This is a genomic window from uncultured Gilvimarinus sp. (assembly GCF_963975215.1).
Lineage (GTDB): Bacteria > Pseudomonadota > Gammaproteobacteria > Pseudomonadales > Cellvibrionaceae > Gilvimarinus.
In genome coordinates, this window is sequence record NZ_CAXBFW010000001.1 from 54,301 (window position 1) to 73,305 (window position 19,005).

The following is a 19,005-nucleotide window of genomic DNA, read 5'->3' on the forward strand; positions in this document are numbered from 1 at the left end:
GGTTGTGTAGGTTAGGGGGCGAGTTTGCCGCTAGTCGGCCCGGGCAGTTGTGCCAGACGGGCCCGAATGGCGTGTTCGATGCCGCCGGCGTCCAACCCTTGCCCGGCCAGCTGATCGGCCTGGCTGGCGTGGTTGACGAAAACATCGGCCAGGCCCAATTGCAACAGCGGAGTCACTTGCCCGCTGGCGGCCAGGTATTCGGCAACCGCCGAGCCGGCACCGCCGGCGATGGCGTTTTCTTCGAGGGTGACGATCAACCGGTGGCGCTGGCTGATGTCGTCGATCAGTGCGGTATCCAATGGCTTAACAAAGCGCATATCACACAGGGTTGCGCCTAAGGTGTCGGCGACCTGACGGGCCGTTTTGCACAAAGTGCCAAAACATAAAATTGCTACGTCGCCGCCTTCGCGCCGCACAATACCTTTACCCAGTGGCAGCGCGTTCATGGCGGGCGCAATCGCCGCCCCGGTACCGGTACCGCGGGGGTAGCGCACCGCGCTGGGCCCCTTGTGGGTAAAACAGGTGTACAGCAGCTGGCGACACTCGTTTTCATCGCTGGGGGCGGCAATCACCATATTGGGGATGCAGCGCAGGTAGCTGATATCAAAACTGCCGGCGTGGGTGGCGCCGTCTTCACCCACCAAACCGGCGCGGTCGATGGCAAAGGTCACATCGAGTTTTTGCAGGGCGACATCGTGAATCAGCTGATCGTAGGCACGCTGTAAAAAGGTCGAGTAAATTGCCACCACGGGTTTTAAGCCTTCACAGGCCATGCCGGCGGCTAGGGTAACGGCGTGTTGCTCGGCAATGGCGACATCAAAAAATCGTTCGGGGTACTCGCGGGCAAACTCCACCATGCCCGAGCCCTCGCACATAGCGGGGGTAATCGCGTTAAGGCGCGGCTCCAGCGCGGCCATATCGCACAGCCATTGGCCAAACACTGCCTGGTACTTAGGCCGGTTGGCTACCGGCTTTTTCGGTGCCGGCTCCAGCTTGTTAAGCGCGTGGTAGCCCACCGGGTCTTGTTCGGCGGGCTCAAAGCCTTTGCCTTTTTGCGTGATTATATGCAGCAGTTTGGGGCCTTTAACGTTGCGCAGGTTGCGCAGATAGCGCACCAGCGACGGTAAGTCGTGGCCGTCAATTGGGCCCACGTAGTTAAAGCCCATTTCTTCAAACAGGGTGCCGGGCGAGACAAAACCCTTAAAGTGCTCCTCGGTGCGCTTGGCAAACTCCCAGGCCGAGGGGATTTTGGTCAGTACCTGCTTGCTGCCCTCGCGCAGCGAGTTGTAAAACTTGCTGCCCCAAATCTTTGATAAATAAGTGGCAAGGCCGCCCACGTTGGGGGAGATCGACATATTGTTGTCGTTGAGAATCACCAGCAGGTCGGCATCGGTGTGGGCCACGTGGTTGAGCGCCTCGAACGCCATACCGGCGGTCATGGCGCCGTCGCCAATAATGGCGGCGCATTTGCGCTCGCCACCGGCTAGCGCCATGCCCAGCGCGGCACTGATCGAGGTGCTGGAGTGGCCCACGCCAAAGGTGTCGTACTCGCTCTCTTCGCGCTTGGGGAAGCCCGACAATCCGCTCTCTTGGCGCATCGTCAGCAGTCGCTCACGGCGGCCAGTGAGTATTTTGTGAGGGTAGGTTTGGTGGCCCACATCCCACACTAAGCGGTCGTCTGGCGTCTGATAAATATAGTGCAGGGCAATGGTCAGCTCGACCACGCCGAGCCCGGCGCCAAAGTGCCCGCCGGTTTGGCCCACGCTATAGAGTAAAAACGCCCGCAGCTCATCGGCAACGGTGGCGAGCTGCTTTTCTTTTAGCTCGCGCAGGTCCGCCGGCGACTCGATGGTGTCGAGTAGCGGGGTATCCGGGCGCTGTGTCGGGATCTCATTAAGCATGGATGTAATTTATCGTTTGCGGAAACCCGCCATTGTAGGTAGTTACCTGCACACTGGCTAGGGCCTGTTAGCACTAATTTAATACCGCCTGTTGCGTCTGGCTGGAAGCAAAACGGGCATTCGGCAGGCACATAAATGGGTGTTGATTGGCCCTGTGGGTACCCGGGAGTTAGTGGCTGCGCCGGATAACATATTGCGCAATTTGGCGCAGTGGCCCGACATCGCCGTCGAGCTGGTGCAGCGCGGCCAGCGCCTCTTGGTGCAGCTCTTCGGCCCGCGCCTGGGCCGCTTTAAGGCCCAGCAACGACACATAAGTCGGCTTGTTGCGGGCGATATCGGCGCCTTGTTGTTTGCCCAAAGTGGCGGTGTCGGCGGTCACATCAAGGATGTCGTCGTGCACCTGAAACGCCAGGCCCACTGAGCGGCTGTAGCGCGCCAGAGCGCTTAGTTGCTCCGGGGTTGCCTCGCCAATCGTGGCGCCCATGGCGACGCTGGCGTCGATCAGGGCACCGGTTTTGCAACGGTGCATGTGCTCGAGGCGGGTAATGTCCAGGGCGGTATCGACCGCCGCTAGATCAATCGCCTGGCCCACCACCATACCCTGCATACCGGCGGCGCGGCTCAGGCAGCGAATAAGCTGTACCCGGACGCTATCGCTGAGCGCCGGGGTGTCGGCCAATAACTCAAACGCCAGGCTCTGCAGTGCATCGCCAGCCAGTATGGCCAGCGCCTCGTCAAAGGCGAGGTGGCAGGTAGGGCGGCCGCGGCGCAAATCGTCGTCGTCCATGGCGGGCAAATCGTCATGAATCAGGCTGTAGGCGTGAATCGATTCGACTGCGCACGCGGCAATTTCGAGTGCCGGGTGCTCGGTGCGGCCGGCTATGGCGCGATAGCTGGCAAATAGTAATAGCGGGCGAATGCGTTTGCCGCCCCCGGCTAAACTGTAGCGCATGGCCTGGGCCAGCTGGCTGGCGGGCGTGTCGGGGATGACTTGATTGAGCGCGGCATCAATTCGCACGCGCAGGGCACTGGCATACTCGTTAAAATCAGTCATTAACTCGCGCCATCGTCCTGAGTGCTGGTGTCAAACCCGGTCAGGGTGGGTTCGCCGTTTTGTTCGATCAGCATCTGTACTTGCTGCTCGGCCTGTTGCAGGCGGGTTTGGCAGTCGCGGGTGAGTTTTATACCTTGCTCAAAAGCCGCCAGAGACTGCTCAAGCGTTAATTCCCCGGTTTCCATTTGCGCGACAATTGCTTCCAGCTCAGACAGTGAGGCTTCCAGATCGAGGCTTTTTTTCTTGGCGGGCATAGGGCAACCTGTTTTTGCAGTATAGAATTTGGGGTTATGTTCCAGCGTTGGTGGCCGATAAGCAGTGATATAACGGACGCTGTGGGTTCTTGTTGGCGGGCATTATACCGTTTGCGGGTGACGAGGTGCACTAGTGTCCGCGCCTAATCGGGTTACTATGGTGATTGGCGTCAGATTGTGTGAGCGAATACGGCGAGCGTGACGGCTGTTTAGAGCCCTAAGTGCAGTAAAAGTGAGGAGTGGCGAGTGGATTTAGCAACGCTGATCGGGCTGATTGGGGCCGTGGGCCTGATTATTGTCTCGATGTTTATGTCGGGTGAGATCGGCATGTTTCTTAACGCGCCGTCACTGGTGATCGTGGTAGGCGGCAGTGTGTTTGCGGTGATGGCAAAGTTTGGTCTCGGGCACTTTTTAAGCGCGTTTAAAGTGGCGGGTAAAAGTTTTGTCAACAAAATCGACGATCCGTTGGACCTGATCGACGAGATTGTTGCCCTGGCCGATGCCGCACGTAAGGGCGGGTTGCTATCGCTTGAAGGGCGTGAAGTGGGTAATAATTTTTTGCAAAAGGGCATCCAACTGTTGGTGGATGGTCACGACCCGGATGTGGTGCGGGTTATGTTGTCCAAAGATCGCTCGCTGGCCGAGCGGCGGCACAACAACGGCTCCGCGATATTTGCCTCGCTGGGCGACGTGGCGCCGGCCATGGGCATGATCGGTACCTTGATTGGGCTGGTGGCTATGCTCGCCAATATGGATGACCCCAAGGCCATTGGCCCGGCCATGGCGGTGGCGCTGTTAACCACACTTTACGGCGCCATGCTGGCCAATGCCGTCTTTTTGCCTATCGCCGATAAACTAAGGTTGCGCGCCAGCGAAGAGCACATGATTAAAAGCATGATCATCGATGGCCTGTTGGCCATTCAGGCGGGGCAAAATCCGCGGGTGATCGACAGCATGCTGCGCACCTATCTGCCCGAGCGCAAGCGTGACGTCGTCGATGCGGCGGATGGTTGATAAGCCATGAATGTTGACGACGAAGATATCGGCGACGGCTGCGATTGCAAACCGGGGCTGCCCCCCTGGATGGCAACCTTTGCCGACTTAATGGCACTGCTGATGTGCTTTTTTGTGCTGTTGCTGTCGTTCTCTGAGATGGACGCCATGAAGTTCAAGCGCCTGGCGGGCTCATTGGCTCAGGCGTTTGGCGTGCAGGCCGAAATATCCGTTAATGAAGTGCCTAAGGGCACCAGTATTATTGCGCAGGAGTTTAGCCCCGGTAAGCCCGAGCCAACGCCCATCAATGAGATTTATCAAAGTACCGAAGATATCACCCAAATGAGCTTAGAGGTGCGCGACTCGCAAGAGTATGACATTGAGCGCGGCGAGCCCGACATGGATGACAGCGCCCGCGAGCGGCTAGAGCAAGTTATGCAAGAGCTGGTGGCGCAAACCCGCAGCGATGCGGCCGAGCTTGCCGATAAACTCAAAGAGCGTATTGCCAATGGCGAGCTCGAAATTGAAACCCGTGGCCGGCACATTATTATCCGCATTCGCGAGAAGGGCTCATTTGAATCGGGCACCGCAACGCTGGCGCCCGACTATTACGATGTAATCGATGAGATTCGCGCCGTGCTGATGCTTAAACCCGGGCGCATCGAAGTGCAGGGCCACACCGACAATGTGCCCATTAACTCGGCGCGCTTTCGCAATAACTGGGATCTATCGGCTATGCGCGCCGCCTCGGTGGCCTCGCAGCTATTGCGGGGCAACTACCTTGAGCCGCGCCGCTTTGAAGTATCGGGCTTTGCCGACACCCGCCCGCTGGTTAGCAATGAAACAGGCGCCAATCGGGCGCGCAATCGCCGGGTTGAGATCGTGATTCGTCAGGGCTTGGGCGAGGATTTAAACCCGGACGACTTACAACTGCTTAAAGAGCAGGGCGACGATATAAGCCGCAAGCTGGATGTGGCGCCTCAGTACTTGTTTGACCTGGAGCCGGAAGAGGTTTTTTAAGTTTTGTACGAGATGTCGTACACAAAACTGTGACAAAGGCGACTATGTTGGCTGCCTGTAGGGGCGCATAATAGCTAACTGGACACGAGCATACGGAGCATGGCTGTTCAGAACGGATTTCGACGGACTGTCACAGGGACTTTGACGTAACATGGATTACCCACACGGAGTGTGAGGCAAGGAACAGACGGATCTCGCCGACTTTGAGCCCAGGGCTGGTCTCCATCCTGTAAAACCCGCAGCAGGCCCCCTTGCTGCGGGTTTTCTTCGTTTTACGTTAGCACTTTTCACTTCTCTTTATTTTGTTTCTCGCCGTCACTGAGCCGCTCCGCTGCCCCGGCGTATAAAGACGGGTAAAGCCGGCCTGGTTTGCACTGGCACTATGTTTTAATAGAACGAGTTTTAATAGGGCGAGCGATTAATGGCTTGCCGGTTTACTGTGCCAACCGCCCCGCTTTTTGCCAAAGGTCTCCGATTGAACAACGACGCACGTCTCCCGCCACAAAATGCCTCACCCTGGTTGGTGTTGCTGACAGTTTGTCTGGGCGCTTTTGTCGCGCCCCTGGGTATGGCCTCGGTGAATGTTGCGATTCCCGCGCTGGCGGAAGATCTGGGGGCCAACGCGGTATTGGTGAGCTGGATACCCACCGTGGTGTTAATCAGCAATATTATGTTTATGTTGCCGGCGGGTAAGTGCGCCGATTTATGGGGCCGTAAGCGGCTGTTTTTTTTAGGTGTGTGCATTAACGCCGGCGCCAGCGCGGTGGCGTTTTTGGCGCAATCGATCGAGATGGTACTGGTGTTGCGTTTTATTCAGGGCATTGGCTCGGCGATGATGTTTGCCACCAGTATGGCACTGTTGATATCGGTATTCCCCACCGATAAGCGCGGTTTGCCGCTGGGGTTAAATGCCGCCTGTGTCTATTTGGGGTTAACCCTTGCGCCGGCATTGGGCGGCTGGGTAACTGAGGCGTTTGGCTGGCGTTTTGTGTTTCTGTTGCCGCTACCTATTGCGGCGGTGGTGCTGAGTATTTTACTGCGGGTTAAAGGTGAGTGGCACGGCAACCAGTCGGGCCGTTTTGACTGGCGCGGCGCGGTGCTATTTGCCGCCGTGGCGGTTTGTTTGGCGCTGGGGTTGGCAGGGCTGCCAGGTGCCGGGCACATTGCTTTGGTGGTGCTTGCTTTTATTTTACTGGTGCTGTTTATTCGCATGCAGGCGCGTGCGACGACTCCGTTAATCCGGGTGCAGATGTTTCGCGAGTCAAAGCTGTTTTCGATGTCGCTGGCCAGCGCTTCACTGATGTACGCCAGTAGTTACCCACTGGGTTTTATGCTGAGCTTATACCTGCAGTATGTGCGCGGCTACAGCGCGGGCGAGGCGGGCCAAATTTTGTTGGTGCAGGCGTTAACCATGGCGTTTGTCGCCCCGGTTGCCGGGCGCTTATCCGACTTTGTCCCGGCGCGCTGGTTAGCCAGTGCCGGCTGTGCCTGCACGCTGGTGGGCTTTGCCTTGCTCAGTACGCTGGATGCCGGCACCGAGCGCGCCGACATTGTCTTAGCGCTATTGTTGATAGGTTTTGGATTTGGCTTTTTTTCCAGCCCCAATAATCATGTGGTGATGCACTCGGCCGCGCCGCACGAAGTGGGGGTGGCGGCTGCCACGCTGAACTTGGCGCGAGTGATGGGCAATTTAGTGGGTATGAGTATGGTGAACCTGTTGGTTCACTGGCATCTGGGGGAGCGGGCGATGAGTCGCGCGATTGCCGAGCCGCTGCTGTTAACGTTTCATCAGGCGATTAACGTAACCTTGTGCTTTTTGTTGGCGGCGTTGGTGTTTTCTTTGCTGCGCGGCGGCACCCGCGCCGCCGCGACCTCTGAGTAAGGTGCGGGCAGGCGGGTTAATCGTGCGCGGTTAAGGTTTAGGCGTTGCCAATTAGCGTGTCGTACAAAATTCGTGTGGCCTGGTCGGCAACGGTTTGCGATACTCCCACATGAAAACAAATTTGCGACGGGCTCTGGTCGATTAAGTCGATGGGAATATAAGCCTCGCCCAAGGCGCTTAAGGCCTCGATGATCGGGTAAGAGTTACGGTTAAGGCCTAACCCCACGGGCGTGATTACCGACAAGTTATACACCACGCGCATATTGTCCGGCTTTAAGCGCTTCTCAATTACCCGGCGCAGATCGTTAATGCTGCCCAATAAATCATCTTTACTTACCAGCACCGCAATGTCGTCCTTGTCGGTGGGGTAGTGGTAAGTGTTAATACCAAAGTCGTGAAAAATCTGCAGCAGTGAGGCGGTAAAGCCTACCTCTTCGCCCAGCATGTCTTTCTCGATATGAATATAAGACATGTTATCCAGTCGGGCGATTCCCACCACGCCTTCCTCGGGTACCCGCTCGTTTAAAATAAGGGTGCCGGGGTTTTCCGGGGCGTTGGTGTTGCGAATATTAATGGGAATCTTCCGGTCGCGGCACTTGAGCATCGCATCCAGGTGAAAAACGTTAAAGCCTTTGCTCGATAGCAGGCGAATCTCTTTAAAGGTTAACCGTGGAATGGCGCGCGCTTCGGTAATAATGCGCGGGTCGGCCTCGTATACGCCATTGACGTCGGTCCAGTTCTCGTAGGTGTCGGCATCTAGTGCGTAGGCGATTTCGCCACCGGTTAAGTCCGAGCCGCCGCGTGAGAATACCGCGATATTGCCGTCTTCGGTCACGCCATAAAAGCCCGGCACTACCGAAATGCCATCGTACTCGGCCAGGCATTGCACGTTGTCGTAGGCTTGATCCAGGGTTTTGGCGGCGAGGTAATTGTCGCTGACCACAAAGCCGATGTTCTCGGGCAGTTGTGCCTGGGCTTTTAAACCGTTTTGATCAAAGTAAGCGGCAATGATGCGGGCGTTGTAATGTTCGCCCCTTGAGGCCAAAAAGGCCACGCGTTTGTCGCCGCCAAGGTCGGTGTCCAAATCTTTGGTCAGCGAGGCCAGAATCTCTTTGTTGTCGATTTTTAAGTCGCGCATGATGGCGGTGAATTTGTCTATCACGGCCTGACGGCTGTCGTCGGCGGTAATTTCCTGGCGCTGGTTGTAAAAATGAATGCCTTTGGTGGCAATGTTGATCAGGTGATCGGTGACCTTCTCTTCATTTTTGTGGCTGCGCCCCGGGCCTGATACCACGATAACGCGGCGCTTTTTATCGCTTTTAACAATGTTTTTGACTTTGCTGATCTGCTTGGCGTCGGCAACTGAGCTGCCGCCAAACTTGCTGATAATAATATCTGACATGGCATCCTTCTGATGGCTAGTGACGGCGGCCGACAATGAATCGGGCGAGTTGTCTGGCGGCCTGCGGTTCAAGGGGTGCGGGGCTTAACGCCCCGCGCTAGCGGAACACTACTGGCCGGTCATCATTTTGTTGCGTCGCTCGGATAATACTTTAAGCGAGTCGCGAATAATCCCAAGCCCTTCGTGCAGGAGGTCTTCATCGATGAGCAGCGAGGGCAAGAACTTTAATACCTGATCGTCCGCCCCGGCGGTTTCGATGACCAGGCCGCGCTCAAACGCTTCGGCCGAGGTCTCGCTGGCCACTCCGTTGGGCAACTCCAGGGCGTAAATCATCCCAAGGCCGCGCACTTTGGGTTCAAATTCCGGGAACTCGGCGGCGATTTTCTCCAGCTCAGTTTTCAGTAGCTCACCCTTGTACTCGACGGCTTTGGCTAAATCGTCGTTATCCCAAAAACTGAGTGCCTGGGTGGCTGCAATAAAGGCCAGGTTATTACCGCGGAAGGTGCCGGTGTGCTCGCCGGGTTGCCACTGGTCGAGCTCTGGGCGCATCAGCAGCAGCGCCATCGGCAGACCGCCGCCGATGGATTTAGACAGAGTCACCATATCCGGGTGAATCCCCGCGCGCTCAAAACTAAAGAAGGTGCCGGTGCGGCCATTGCCCACCTGAATGTCATCGATAATAAGCAGAATATCAAACTCGCGGCACACATCCTGGAGCCCTTTAAGCCACTCGATGCTGGCCACATTAACGCCGCCTTCGCCCTGCACGGTCTCGACGATAATCGCGGCGGGTAAATCGATACCGCTACTGTTGTCTGAGAGAAATTTACGCAGGTAATCGATGGTGTTAACGTCTTCGCCTAAAAAGCCGTCAAACGGCATAAAGGCGGTATTGGCGCGCGAACCGTAGGATTCGTCTTTGTAAAAGTAGTTGCCGGTGGCCGCCAGTGCGCCCATGGTGAGGCCGTGGTAGCCGTTGGTAAAGGCAATAATATTGGAGCGCTGTTTCACCATACGCGCCAGTTTTAACGCTGTTTCAACCGCGTTGGTGCCTGTGGGGCCGGTAAACTGAACTTTGTACTGTAAGTTGCGCGGCGCCAAAATGGTGTCGCGAAACTTTTGTAAGAAGGCGCGCTTGGCGATGGTGGCTTTATCCAGCCCGTGAACAATACCGTTGCGCTGCAGGTATTCGATGATCGCCTCGGTAATCATCGGGTGGTTGTGGCCGTAATTAAGCACCCCGGCGCCGGCAAAAAAGTCGATAAAGCGTGCGCCACTTTCATCAAACAGCTCAGAGCCCTGCGCTACATCAAAGATTGTGGGAAACGAGCGCACATAACCACGTACTTCTGATTCCATCTCTTCAAAAATTCTCATAGATTGCTCCTGCAGCTGTTGTTAAATATTGAGTCGAGCGATTCAGCGTGCGCGTGCGCGTTACTGAATCTTAATTCCGGGCCGGCCAATGGCTCCGGCGCCATACTGTAACTGCCGTATTTGATGCTTTGGCAGCGTTACTGTGTTGAGGGCTCAACGGCCAGAGCCGGTGAATGTTGCGGTGTAACCTGAATACCGTTGGGCGTTCTATTACATAAAAATCGATCAGCTGAATGCTTGTGTCGTCAGCTGTAGCGCAGCAAATGGCCGCCCGGATCAACGCACCTTTTACGCGCAAGCACCGGATTTGGTTCAAATGTGCGGGAGGCGCCAAGCCCCGCTTAATAATAGATGATAACAAGCGAGGCGGAGAAAAACTAATCGCCTATGGTGCGGCTTTGCCTGTGGCGGCGATAACGTACAATAGCGCGCAGAATGTGTGACAGATATCGCCGGTGCGAGCGGCAGGAGCAATATGAGTCAAAGTTATCAGGTGTTGGCGGCACCTTGTGAATACCTCTACGAGGAAAAGCGCAGCACCTTTACGGCGGTTTTGCAGCCCGCACAAGAGCGAGAGGTGGCTCTGGCGCAACTTGAGGCGATACGCCGCGAGCGCCCCGGTGCCAGCCATTATTGCTGGGCTTATATTTTAGGCTCAGCCAGCCAGCCGCGCAGTATGGCCTTCAGCGACGATGGCGAGCCGGGCGGCACCGCAGGTAAACCCATGCTCAGCGTGTTAGAGCATCGCCTGGCGGGCGATTGCATGGCGGTGGTGGTGCGCACCTTTGGCGGCACTAAATTGGGGGCCGGCGGCTTGGTGCGCGCCTATGGTGCCGCGGTGTCGGGGGCGCTTGATGTGGCCCAGTGGCGTCAGATAACACCGACCGTACCGGTGGCCATTGCGGTGGGCTTTGCCCTGGAGGAGCGCGTGCGGCATAGCTTAACGCTGCGCGATATTGCGATTAGCTCGGTCAGCTACAGCAGCGAGGTGACGCTCGTGGTCGATGTGCCGGAGCAAACGCTGGATACCTTAACCACTGAGCTGGCCGAATTGAGCTCGGGCGCGGCGCGGGTGTGGCCGGCTGAATAAGATACGTGTCGGCCGCAAACAGTGCCGAAAAACCCACAATGTTAGGGGGTTGCTAGGTAAATGAGTAAAAAAGGGGTACATTTGACATATTGTCGTCATATACAAAACACATTGTATAGCTAGGCCTGTGCCGAGGTGAGGTAGCGCTGTAAACCGCGCGAAACAACATAACCAATAACAGCAATGCAGTACCGAATAGATCGTTAACTATGCCGTAAGTAAGGTTTGACTTACTTAGGAGGTATCGATGGAAGCGCGGATTCTGAGGCTTAACATTGCCGGCCAGCCCATTGAGTGGCTGCACTGGCAAGATGCGGTTTGTTTATACGCCCGGGATTTAGTGGTGTGGAGCCTCGGTGGCTCTGTGCGCCGGGTACTGGGGGGTAATGCTCGCGCCAGCGGGTTGCAATCGGAAATCAACCTCCCCGCGATTATCGCCTGCGGCGGCAGTCGCATCGCCCGTTACCGCCAAATTCCTCCGCTTACCAACCGCGCCTTGTTCGCCCGGGACGACTACCTCTGTTTGTACTGTGGCAAAGAGTTTCCGGTGGCGCTGTTGTCCCGCGATCATGTGCATCCGGTCAGTCGCGGTGGGCGCGACATCTGGCGCAATGTGGTCACCGCCTGTAAGCGCTGCAATCAGCACAAAGGCAACCACTTGCTGGCTGATATCGATATGGAGCTACTGGCGCTGCCGTTTTGCCCCAACAATGCTGAATACCTCGCACTGATTAACTCCGACCGTATCCGCGGCGATCAAATGGAGTTTCTTCGCCCGCAGTTTTCCTCCCGCCGCAATTGGCACTGACGCGCGCACGCGCTAGAATCTCAGAACGATTAATGTTTACCGTTGCGTTACTAGCGTGATGGTTGTTGTGAGGTTGGTATGGCTGGTTTATCTCGTCGGCAGTGTTTGCAGTGGGCTGGTGCAGTTTTGGGTGGCTCGGCGCTGGGGGTACGGGCCGGTGAGTTAACCGCTGCGGCGCCGTTTCATTTTGATATATCGCTCGCTCAGTGGTCGCTGAATAAAGCCTTTTTTGACAAATCGTTAAGCACGTTGGATTTTCCGGCGGTGGCTCGCACCAGCTTTGATATAGGTGCGGTAGAGTACGTTAATCAGTTTTTTATGGATAAAGCACAAGACACCGCTTTTATTCGCGATTTAAAACAGCGCGCGGCCGATCACAACGTTAAAAGTTTACTGATTATGGTCGACGGCGAGGGCGATTTATCCACTGTCGATGAAAAGCGCCGCAAACAATCCGTAAGCAATCATTACAAGTGGATAGAGATGGCCTCGGAGCTCGGCTGCCACAGTATTCGCGTAAATTTACACGGCAGCAGCGGGGCCGAAGATTGGCACCGGGCGTCGCTGGCAAGCTTGCTTGAGCTGGCCGAGTTCTCCAGCCCCATGGGGGTTAAAATCTTGGTGGAAAACCACGGGGGTTACTCATCCCACGGCGCTAAGCTGGCGGCTGTTTTAAAAGAGGCCGACACGCCCTATTGTGGCTCTATGCCAGACTTTGGTAATTTTTGTTACCAGCGTGAGTCGGGCGATTTGTGGGACTCGGCCTGCATTAAAGAGTACAACCTGTATCAGGGGGTGGCCGACTTAATGCCCTACGCTGGCGCCGTCAGCGCTAAAACCTTCCGCTTTGATGAACAGGGCAACGAGCCCAATATCGATTACTTACGGCTCTTTGAAATCATTAAGGCCGCCGGCTATAACGGCTATGTTGGTATCGAGTACGAAGGGCACGACCTGCCCGCCGCCGAAGGCATTCGCGCCACCAAAGCACTGCTTGAGCGAGTGCGTACACAACTTAGTTAGACGGTCGCTCGGGTGGTTGCGGTTTGGGTGCCTGAAGCAGAGGCCACTGGGCAACCGCCGAATTTAAAAAGCCGGATTCGCGGTAGGCGCGCTGGATGGTTCCCTGCCGTCGCATCTGCGCCAGCCCACGCTCCAGGGCGGCAAGATAGGCCGGCCCGCCAGGGTGTTGCCGGCTGACAATCCAGTGCCGCGAACCTTGCAGCGCCACTTTAATGTTAGGGATGGGCACCAGCGTTACCCCCTCCGACTCCAGCTGCATATGGTCACCCGCCTGAAACGGCGCGAGGGTGATGTCGCCACGCTGGGCGTACAACATACGCACAATAGACACCCAGGTATTGGTTAAATGCACCTGCTTAAAGCCCAGTGCCTGCAGGGTCAGCTGATCGGTTTTCCAATCGAGGCTGGTAACGGCCGTCAGCTCGCGCAGTGTCTTGGGGGTGGCACTTAGGGCGCGCAGATTTTGCGGCGCGGTATACAGCCCGACGATAAACTCGCCATCCTCAATTACGGCGCTGCTAACCAATAGCTCATTGCGTAAATCCGCTGTATCGGCGCGCCACACCAGCGCCCCCGAGCCTATTAGCTCTCCGTTAGCCACCTGGTGTAGGGTACGCCGGTAGGTTTGCTCGCCCACGATGGCGATCGTCTGATTAAATCCGCCCAGCTGTAACGCCTGCTGCAGCAGCACCAGTTCGATTACGTCGCGTCTGGCGCCGGCGCCGCCGTAAAAACGAATGGCAGCGATGTTACGGCTGCCGACAAAACGTTGGTAATCGGCAATGATGTCGGTTGTTACCGCGATTTTTACCGGATCTTCAGTGGGGGAGGCCGGCTGGGCAGCGGCGCACAACAGGGCCGCTAACACCCCAATAAAAAAACGGATCGCAAGAGGTCGTCGCACGGCTTGGGCCTTTTGGGTGATCGCAAGCGGGTAATTTTAGCATAGCCCTTCAGGCGCGCAGCCGCTTAGCTGTAAACTACTTGCCCGCGATAAACCCGCAGTGGCCGCTTGGCTTCCGGCTCTGCAGGGGTTTTGCTGGTGTCGCTGCGCTCTTCCAGGCTAACCTGGCCGCGATACACCTTGGTTTGCGTTTTGGGTGAAGGGGTTGCGGGGTTGTTAAGTTGCTCCGGCCAGGACTCGCCCGCCAGTTGCATTAACTCTTTGATCAAGGCGCGGGTGACGGTATCGCGGGACACCGGATAGTGCCGGGCCAGCTCGGTAAGCAGCTCGGGATTGGCCAGTTTAACGCTGGGTTTTAACTCTGATGGCAGGCGGCGGCGAACCTCCATAACAATATCGATCATGGGTTTACTGTAATGCATAGGTCTGGACCTTCAGTGCCGGTGAGGGAGCAATCTCGGGCGCACAACAACCCGTACCTTGTTTTATCTCAGGTGTTTAGTTGCGGCAGCAAGATATCTGCCAACTGGCTAATAAGCTTGATTTTGCGGCTATACTCACTTTTTCTGCCTGATTTTGGCGCATCGCGGTGGGCACGCTGATCTATATGGTGCGTTTCGGGCTTGATATCACTGAAGATAAGCAAACAATACTTAACTTGAACGCCTGCAACGCTGGCTTATACTCCAAAATCGCCGTAAACCCCAAGACCATAATGATAACCGTGAAGCTTATGTCTAAAACTCAGAAAGTAATCCGTTACGTCACCGCATTTAAATTAACGGCACTCGCCGCTGCCATAGCCTTGGCTGGCTGCTCGCAAGACGATTCTGCCGCAAAGCCCGCCGCCATCGACGCCCAGTTGCCCGCGCAAGAAAGTGCCAGCGAGCCGGTAAAAGCGATTGCTATGACCGACGCTAAGATGGCCGAGCGGGCCAAGGCTATTCGCTCGCAGGTAAGCCTTGATCTGGCCGATGGCCTGGATATGACGCTGTGGGCCTCGGAAGATTTAATGGCCGACCCGGTGGCTTTGAGTATGGATAACCAGGGTCGCGCCTGGGTTGCCATTACCCATCGCAGTAACAACTCTGAGTTTGATATCCGGCCCTACCCGCACTGGCTAACCGACTCCATTGCCATGGAGAGCAACGAAGATCGCCGCGAGTTTTTGCACAAAACCTTTGCCGCCGATAAAAACCTGACCGAAAAAGACGTGCCCGATCGCAATGAAGACGGCGTACACGACTGGCAGGATTTGGCCGTGGTAAAAGAGCAGGTGTTGCAAGTGAGCGACACCACCGGGGACGGTCGCGCCGACCGGGCACAAACGTTTTTAGAAGACTTTAATTCAGAAATCACCGATGTGCTCGGTGGCATCTACTACGATAACCGCAGCAAAGATTTGTTTTTAGGCATCGCCCCTAACGCCTGGCGGGTTTCCGACACCAATAACGATGGCGTTGCCGATGACAAGCAAGCCATATCAGAAGGTTTTGGCGTGCACGTTGGTTTTAGTGGTCACGGTATGTCGGGTGTGGTTAAAGGCCCTGACGGACGCATTTACTATGGCATCGGCGATGTCGGTGCCAACATCACTGATGTCGACGGCAATCAATTTCCCTATCCAAACCAGGGTGTCGTGGTGCGCAGTGACCCGGACGGCAGCAACTTTGAAGTTTTTGCCCACGGGGTGCGCAACACCCATGAATTTACCTTTGATAAATACGGCAACCTGATCAGTGTCGACAACGACGGCGACCACCCAGGTGAGTTTGAGCGAGTGGTTTATTTGGTCGATGGTTCTGACTCTGGCTGGCGTATCAACTGGCAGTTTGGTAAGTACACCGACCCCAAAAACAACACCTATAAAGTGTGGATGGACGAAGATTTTTATAAACCACGCTTTGATGGTCAGGCCGCCCACCTTTTGCCGCCTATTGCCGCGTACCACGCCGGCCCCACCGGTATGGTCTACAACCCCGGCACCGCCCTTAGCGAGCGCTGGAAAGATCACTTCTTTATTGTGCAATACACCGGCTCGGCGCCGCGCTCAGGCATTAATGCCTTTACCCTCGAGCCCGATGGCGCCGGCTTTGAGTTGGCCAGCGACGAATCAGTCATGCGCGGTGTGCAAGCCACAGGTTTGGATGTGGGGCCCGAAGGGGCGCTTTACACCAGCGACTGGATTGAAGGTTGGGGGCGCAATGGTAAAGGCCGTATCTGGCGCTTAGATGCCCCCGGTGATGCAGGATCAGAGGCCCGTGCCGATACGCAACAGTGGTTAACCTCTGATTTTAGTCAGCACGATCTGGAAACCTTAACCGGCCTGTTGTCCCACGCCGATATGCGAGTGCGCTCGGAGGCTCAGTTTGAGTTGGTCGATCGCAACGAGCAGGCCACGCTGGTGGCGGCGCTTAACAACAGCGAGCAGTTAGCGCGCATTCACGCTATCTGGGGCTTGGGGCAAATCGCACGCGATCAAGCCGACGCTGCCGAGCCTTTACTGGCCCTGCTGGAGGATTCCGACCCGGAAATTCGCGCGCAAGCTGCCAAAGTCATTGGCGATGCGGCCTATCAAGCGGCATTGCCGGCGTTGCTTGCTAATTTGCAACACGATAGTGCCCGCGTGCGCTTTTTTGCCACACAGGCACTGGGCCGTTTAGGCAAAGGCGAAGCGACTGCACCGATCATCGCCATGCTTGAGGCAAACAACGACCAAGACGTGTACTTGCGCCAGGGCGGTGCAATTGCGCTGGCGCGCATCGGCGATACCGAGGCGTTGTCCGCGCTCGCCACGCATTCATCCGAGGCGGTTCGAATTGCCGCTTTGGTTGCGCTGCGCCAACTGGCCAGCCCTGCTTTGGCTGAATTTCTCGATGATGACAGCCAGTTTGTGGTGACCAACGCCGCCCGCGCCATTAACGATGATTTATTTGTCGATGACGCCCTGCCAGCGTTGGCCAAACTGCTGGGAGAGACCCCTTTTAGCAACGAGCCGCTGGTGCGTCGGGTAATTAACGCCAATGCGTTTGTCGCCGATGCCGCTGCCGCAAAACGCCTAGCCGATTACGCCGCCGATACAGATGCGCCGGCGGCCATGCGTGCCGAGGCGGTGGACGCCATGGCTAACTGGGCCGAGCCCTCGGTGTTTGACCGTGTGAGCGGCCGCTACCGCGACGAGCGCGAAGGCAATGGCGAAGACGCCAAAGCCGCGCTGGCCGATGTGTACCCTAAACTGCTAAAAGACACCGACGCCAAAGTGCGCGAGGCCAGTGTGAATGCGTTAGGCGCCTTGGTGTACGCCGATGCGGCCGCCCGCCTAAACAGCATCCTCACCGACGATGATTCGGCCGAGGTACGCAACGCCGCGCTCGTTAACTTGCAAAAGCTCGACTACGCCGATATGCAAAAAGCGATTTACAAAGCGCTGGAAGACACATCGGTAAAAGTGCGCATGACGGCCTTGGGTATGGTGCCAAGCCTGGATATACCGGTATCCACCAAAGTGGATATGCACACTATTTTGTTGGCGCAAGGCTCGGTTACCGAGCAGCAGGCCGCCTTAAAATCGCTGGCACAAATCAAAGCCCCCGAGGCCGAAGCTGTGTTGACTGAGCAGCTGCAAAAATTGCTTGCCGGCGAGATTCAGCCGGCGGTTAAGCTCGAGCTGATTAACGCCGCCGACAACTTTGGCAGCGATGCGCTTGCGCAATTGCTTACCGAGTACGAGGCGGGTAAAGATCGCGACGACCCGCTGCAGGTGTACGCCGAATCGCTCGCCGGTGGTGACCCCGACGCCGGGATGGCGTTGTTCCGCTATAACAGCACCGCGCAATGTGTACGCTGCCACGTAGTGGGCACCCGCGGCAGCCGGGTGGGCCCCGAGCTGACTCACATTGGCCAGCAGCTAACCGAAGAGCAACTGCTGGAGGCTATGGTCGATCCGGGCGCGCGTATCGCCCCGGGGTTTGGCCGCATCAGCGTTACCTTAACCGACGGCTCGAGTGTTGAAGGTTTGTTTGCCGCCGAGTCTGATACTGAGCTCACCATCGAAACCAACGATGGCAAGTCAGTAAAAGTGGCGCGCGCGGATATCGCCAAGCAAACCAATTCGCCATCGGGTATGCCGCCCATGGGCTTATTGCTGGATAAAACCCAGCTGCGTGATTTAGTGGCGTACCTTAGTAACCTCGACGGTGCCGAGGCGCCCGAGAGCCACTAATTGATTTAGGTTATACGCTAATGTGTAAAAAAGCCGCCCCTTGCAGGGCGGCTTTTTTGTGTCGGCCAGAGAGTGTGTTGCTAAATCGCTATTTGCCGCAAACTACTCGGCGTACTGGCAGGCATCGCTATCATTTTTAATAAAGTAATCGCGGTAGTTGCTGGCTTTTTTATCCATACAACCTTCTAAATTTAACAGGCGTACACGGCGAAAATCCGTGGGGCTCGACTCGGCCTGCAGGGCGATAAACCCGCCGCTGTGGGCCGTGCCGTCATCCAGTTGCAGGTTGGTGTATCGCATTACCGGCTCGCCGTTAACGCTGTGAATGGCCAACTCGCTGCCGTGAACCTCGAGCTGTACCGTTACCCACTGATCGCCGTGGTAGGTTTTACTGGAAGAGACAATACAGTGATCCTGACGCAATTTGCCGTCGATAAAGATCTGAGTGCCCGGGGTACATAGGTTGGCGGTCGAGCGTTCCTCCTGGCCATTACCGCCCAACAACTGGTACTCGATGCTAAGCGGAAAGTCCTGATCGAGGCCCATCGATTGCGGGCTTTGTGCGTGGTACATAATGCCGTTATTGCGGTACGCCCACTCGGGGCCGTTGGGCACTTGTTCGCCCACAAAGCGGTACTCGACTTCTAAGCGGTAATAAGAAAACGCTTGGTCGGCGTAAAAAATGTGGCCAAAGCCGGCATTTTTTTGCCCAAAGGTGTCGTACTGGTCGTAGCGCACTTTTAGCAGGCCGTCCTCTACGCGAAAGGTGTCCAGAGTGTTTTCACCCAGCTCTGAGCCCTGAATTTTGATGGCCCAGGCATCCAGGTCTTTGCCGTTAAATAAATCGATCCATTGTTCGGTTTTTGCGTCAGTGCCGGCGTAGGCGGCACCGCTAAGCAGGGAGGTAAAGGCAAGGGCCAGGGGGAGCTTGGCGCTGTGCAAAAGCATGGGCATGGTGGCAATCCTTATTGTTGGTGTGTTGTTGGCGTATTAAGGTGCTGTAGCGTTAATATTTTATCTGTAAAAGCAGTGCCAAATATACACCACGCCGGTGCCCCCAAGGGTGAACAATTGC

Annotated in this window: 15 protein-coding genes; 7 read left to right on the forward strand and 8 right to left on the reverse strand. The window is 56.3% G+C overall.

The window, feature by feature from the left end:
- Positions 1–11: 11 nt before the first annotated feature.
- The 3 genes from dxs to AAC019_RS00270 all read right to left on the reverse strand — a co-directional run bounded on the left by dxs (position 12) and on the right by AAC019_RS00270 (position 3,209).
- Positions 12–1,901 (reverse strand): 1-deoxy-D-xylulose-5-phosphate synthase, encoded by a 1,890-nt coding sequence (gene dxs / locus AAC019_RS00260; RefSeq protein ID WP_339896536.1) that lies wholly within the window; start codon positions 1,899–1,901, stop codon positions 12–14.
- A gap of 169 nt (positions 1,902–2,070) precedes the next feature.
- Positions 2,071–2,955 carry a farnesyl diphosphate synthase gene (locus AAC019_RS00265; protein WP_339896537.1) on the reverse strand — a complete coding sequence of 295 codons (885 nt, stop codon included), beginning with the start codon at positions 2,953–2,955 and terminating at the stop codon, positions 2,071–2,073.
- Positions 2,955–3,209, reverse strand: coding sequence for an exodeoxyribonuclease VII small subunit (locus tag AAC019_RS00270; protein WP_339896538.1), 255 nt, complete (start codon positions 3,207–3,209; stop codon positions 2,955–2,957). Before AAC019_RS00270 ends, AAC019_RS00265 begins: the two co-directional genes overlap by 1 nt.
- Before the next feature lie 246 nt (positions 3,210–3,455).
- On the opposite strand from AAC019_RS00270, the gene pomA reads away from it, so the two are divergent.
- The 3 genes from pomA to AAC019_RS00285 all read left to right on the forward strand — a co-directional run bounded on the left by pomA (position 3,456) and on the right by AAC019_RS00285 (position 7,104).
- Complete coding sequence (gene pomA / locus AAC019_RS00275) at positions 3,456–4,223, forward strand: flagellar motor protein PomA (RefSeq protein ID WP_339896539.1); 768 nt, start codon at positions 3,456–3,458, stop codon at positions 4,221–4,223.
- 6 nt (positions 4,224–4,229) lie between these two features.
- The gene (locus tag AAC019_RS00280) at positions 4,230–5,222 is read left to right on the forward strand and encodes a flagellar motor protein MotB (protein ID WP_339896540.1); all 993 of its coding nucleotides are present in this window, start codon (positions 4,230–4,232) and stop codon (positions 5,220–5,222) included.
- Positions 5,223–5,697: 475 nt separating this feature from the next.
- On the forward strand, positions 5,698–7,104 hold the full coding sequence (locus tag AAC019_RS00285; protein WP_339896541.1) for an MFS transporter: 1,407 nt from the start codon (positions 5,698–5,700) through the stop codon (positions 7,102–7,104).
- 37 nt (positions 7,105–7,141) lie between these two features.
- On the opposite strand, the gene AAC019_RS00290 is transcribed toward AAC019_RS00285, so the two are convergent.
- Together AAC019_RS00290 and ectB are read right to left on the reverse strand one after the other, a co-directional pair.
- Positions 7,142–8,506 carry an aspartate kinase gene (locus AAC019_RS00290; RefSeq protein WP_339896542.1) on the reverse strand — a complete coding sequence of 455 codons (1,365 nt, stop codon included), beginning with the start codon at positions 8,504–8,506 and terminating at the stop codon, positions 7,142–7,144.
- Positions 8,507–8,614: 108 nt separating this feature from the next.
- Complete coding sequence (gene ectB / locus AAC019_RS00295) at positions 8,615–9,883, reverse strand: diaminobutyrate--2-oxoglutarate transaminase (protein WP_339896543.1); 1,269 nt, start codon at positions 9,881–9,883, stop codon at positions 8,615–8,617.
- Between the two features lie 475 nt (positions 9,884–10,358).
- Between ectB and AAC019_RS00300 the strand changes: the two genes are divergently transcribed.
- The 3 genes from AAC019_RS00300 (at position 10,359) to AAC019_RS00310 (ending at position 12,804) form a co-directional block, all read left to right on the forward strand.
- On the forward strand, positions 10,359–10,973 hold the full coding sequence (locus tag AAC019_RS00300) for a YigZ family protein (RefSeq protein WP_339896544.1): 615 nt from the start codon (positions 10,359–10,361) through the stop codon (positions 10,971–10,973).
- Between the two features lie 247 nt (positions 10,974–11,220).
- Positions 11,221–11,781, forward strand: a complete 561-nt coding sequence (locus AAC019_RS00305; RefSeq protein ID WP_339896545.1) for an HNH endonuclease — start codon at positions 11,221–11,223, stop codon at positions 11,779–11,781.
- Between the two features lie 78 nt (positions 11,782–11,859).
- Entirely contained in the window at positions 11,860–12,804 is a 945-nt protein-coding gene (locus AAC019_RS00310; protein ID WP_339896546.1) for a sugar phosphate isomerase/epimerase family protein, read from the forward strand.
- Here AAC019_RS00310 and AAC019_RS00315 read toward each other — a convergent pair.
- A complete protein-coding gene (locus AAC019_RS00315; RefSeq protein ID WP_339896547.1) occupies positions 12,797–13,708 on the reverse strand; it encodes a hypothetical protein in 912 nt (303 codons plus the stop codon). The two genes, AAC019_RS00310 and AAC019_RS00315, sit on opposite strands and share 8 nt — an antisense overlap.
- Before the next feature lie 65 nt (positions 13,709–13,773).
- The gene (locus AAC019_RS00320) at positions 13,774–14,130 is read right to left on the reverse strand and encodes a hypothetical protein (RefSeq protein WP_339896548.1); all 357 of its coding nucleotides are present in this window, start codon (positions 14,128–14,130) and stop codon (positions 13,774–13,776) included.
- A 311-nt stretch (positions 14,131–14,441) separates the two neighbouring features.
- Here AAC019_RS00320 and AAC019_RS00325 point away from each other — a divergent pair, with 311 nt between their 5' ends.
- Positions 14,442–17,930: a HEAT repeat domain-containing protein gene (locus tag AAC019_RS00325; RefSeq protein ID WP_339896549.1), complete on the forward strand. Its 3,489-nt coding sequence runs from the start codon at positions 14,442–14,444 to the stop codon at positions 17,928–17,930.
- 102 nt (positions 17,931–18,032) lie between these two features.
- Here AAC019_RS00325 and AAC019_RS00330 read toward each other — a convergent pair whose 3' ends face one another.
- Positions 18,033–18,884 (reverse strand): DUF1080 domain-containing protein, encoded by an 852-nt coding sequence (locus tag AAC019_RS00330; RefSeq protein WP_339896550.1) that lies wholly within the window; start codon positions 18,882–18,884, stop codon positions 18,033–18,035.
- Positions 18,885–19,005: the final 121 nt, after the last annotated feature.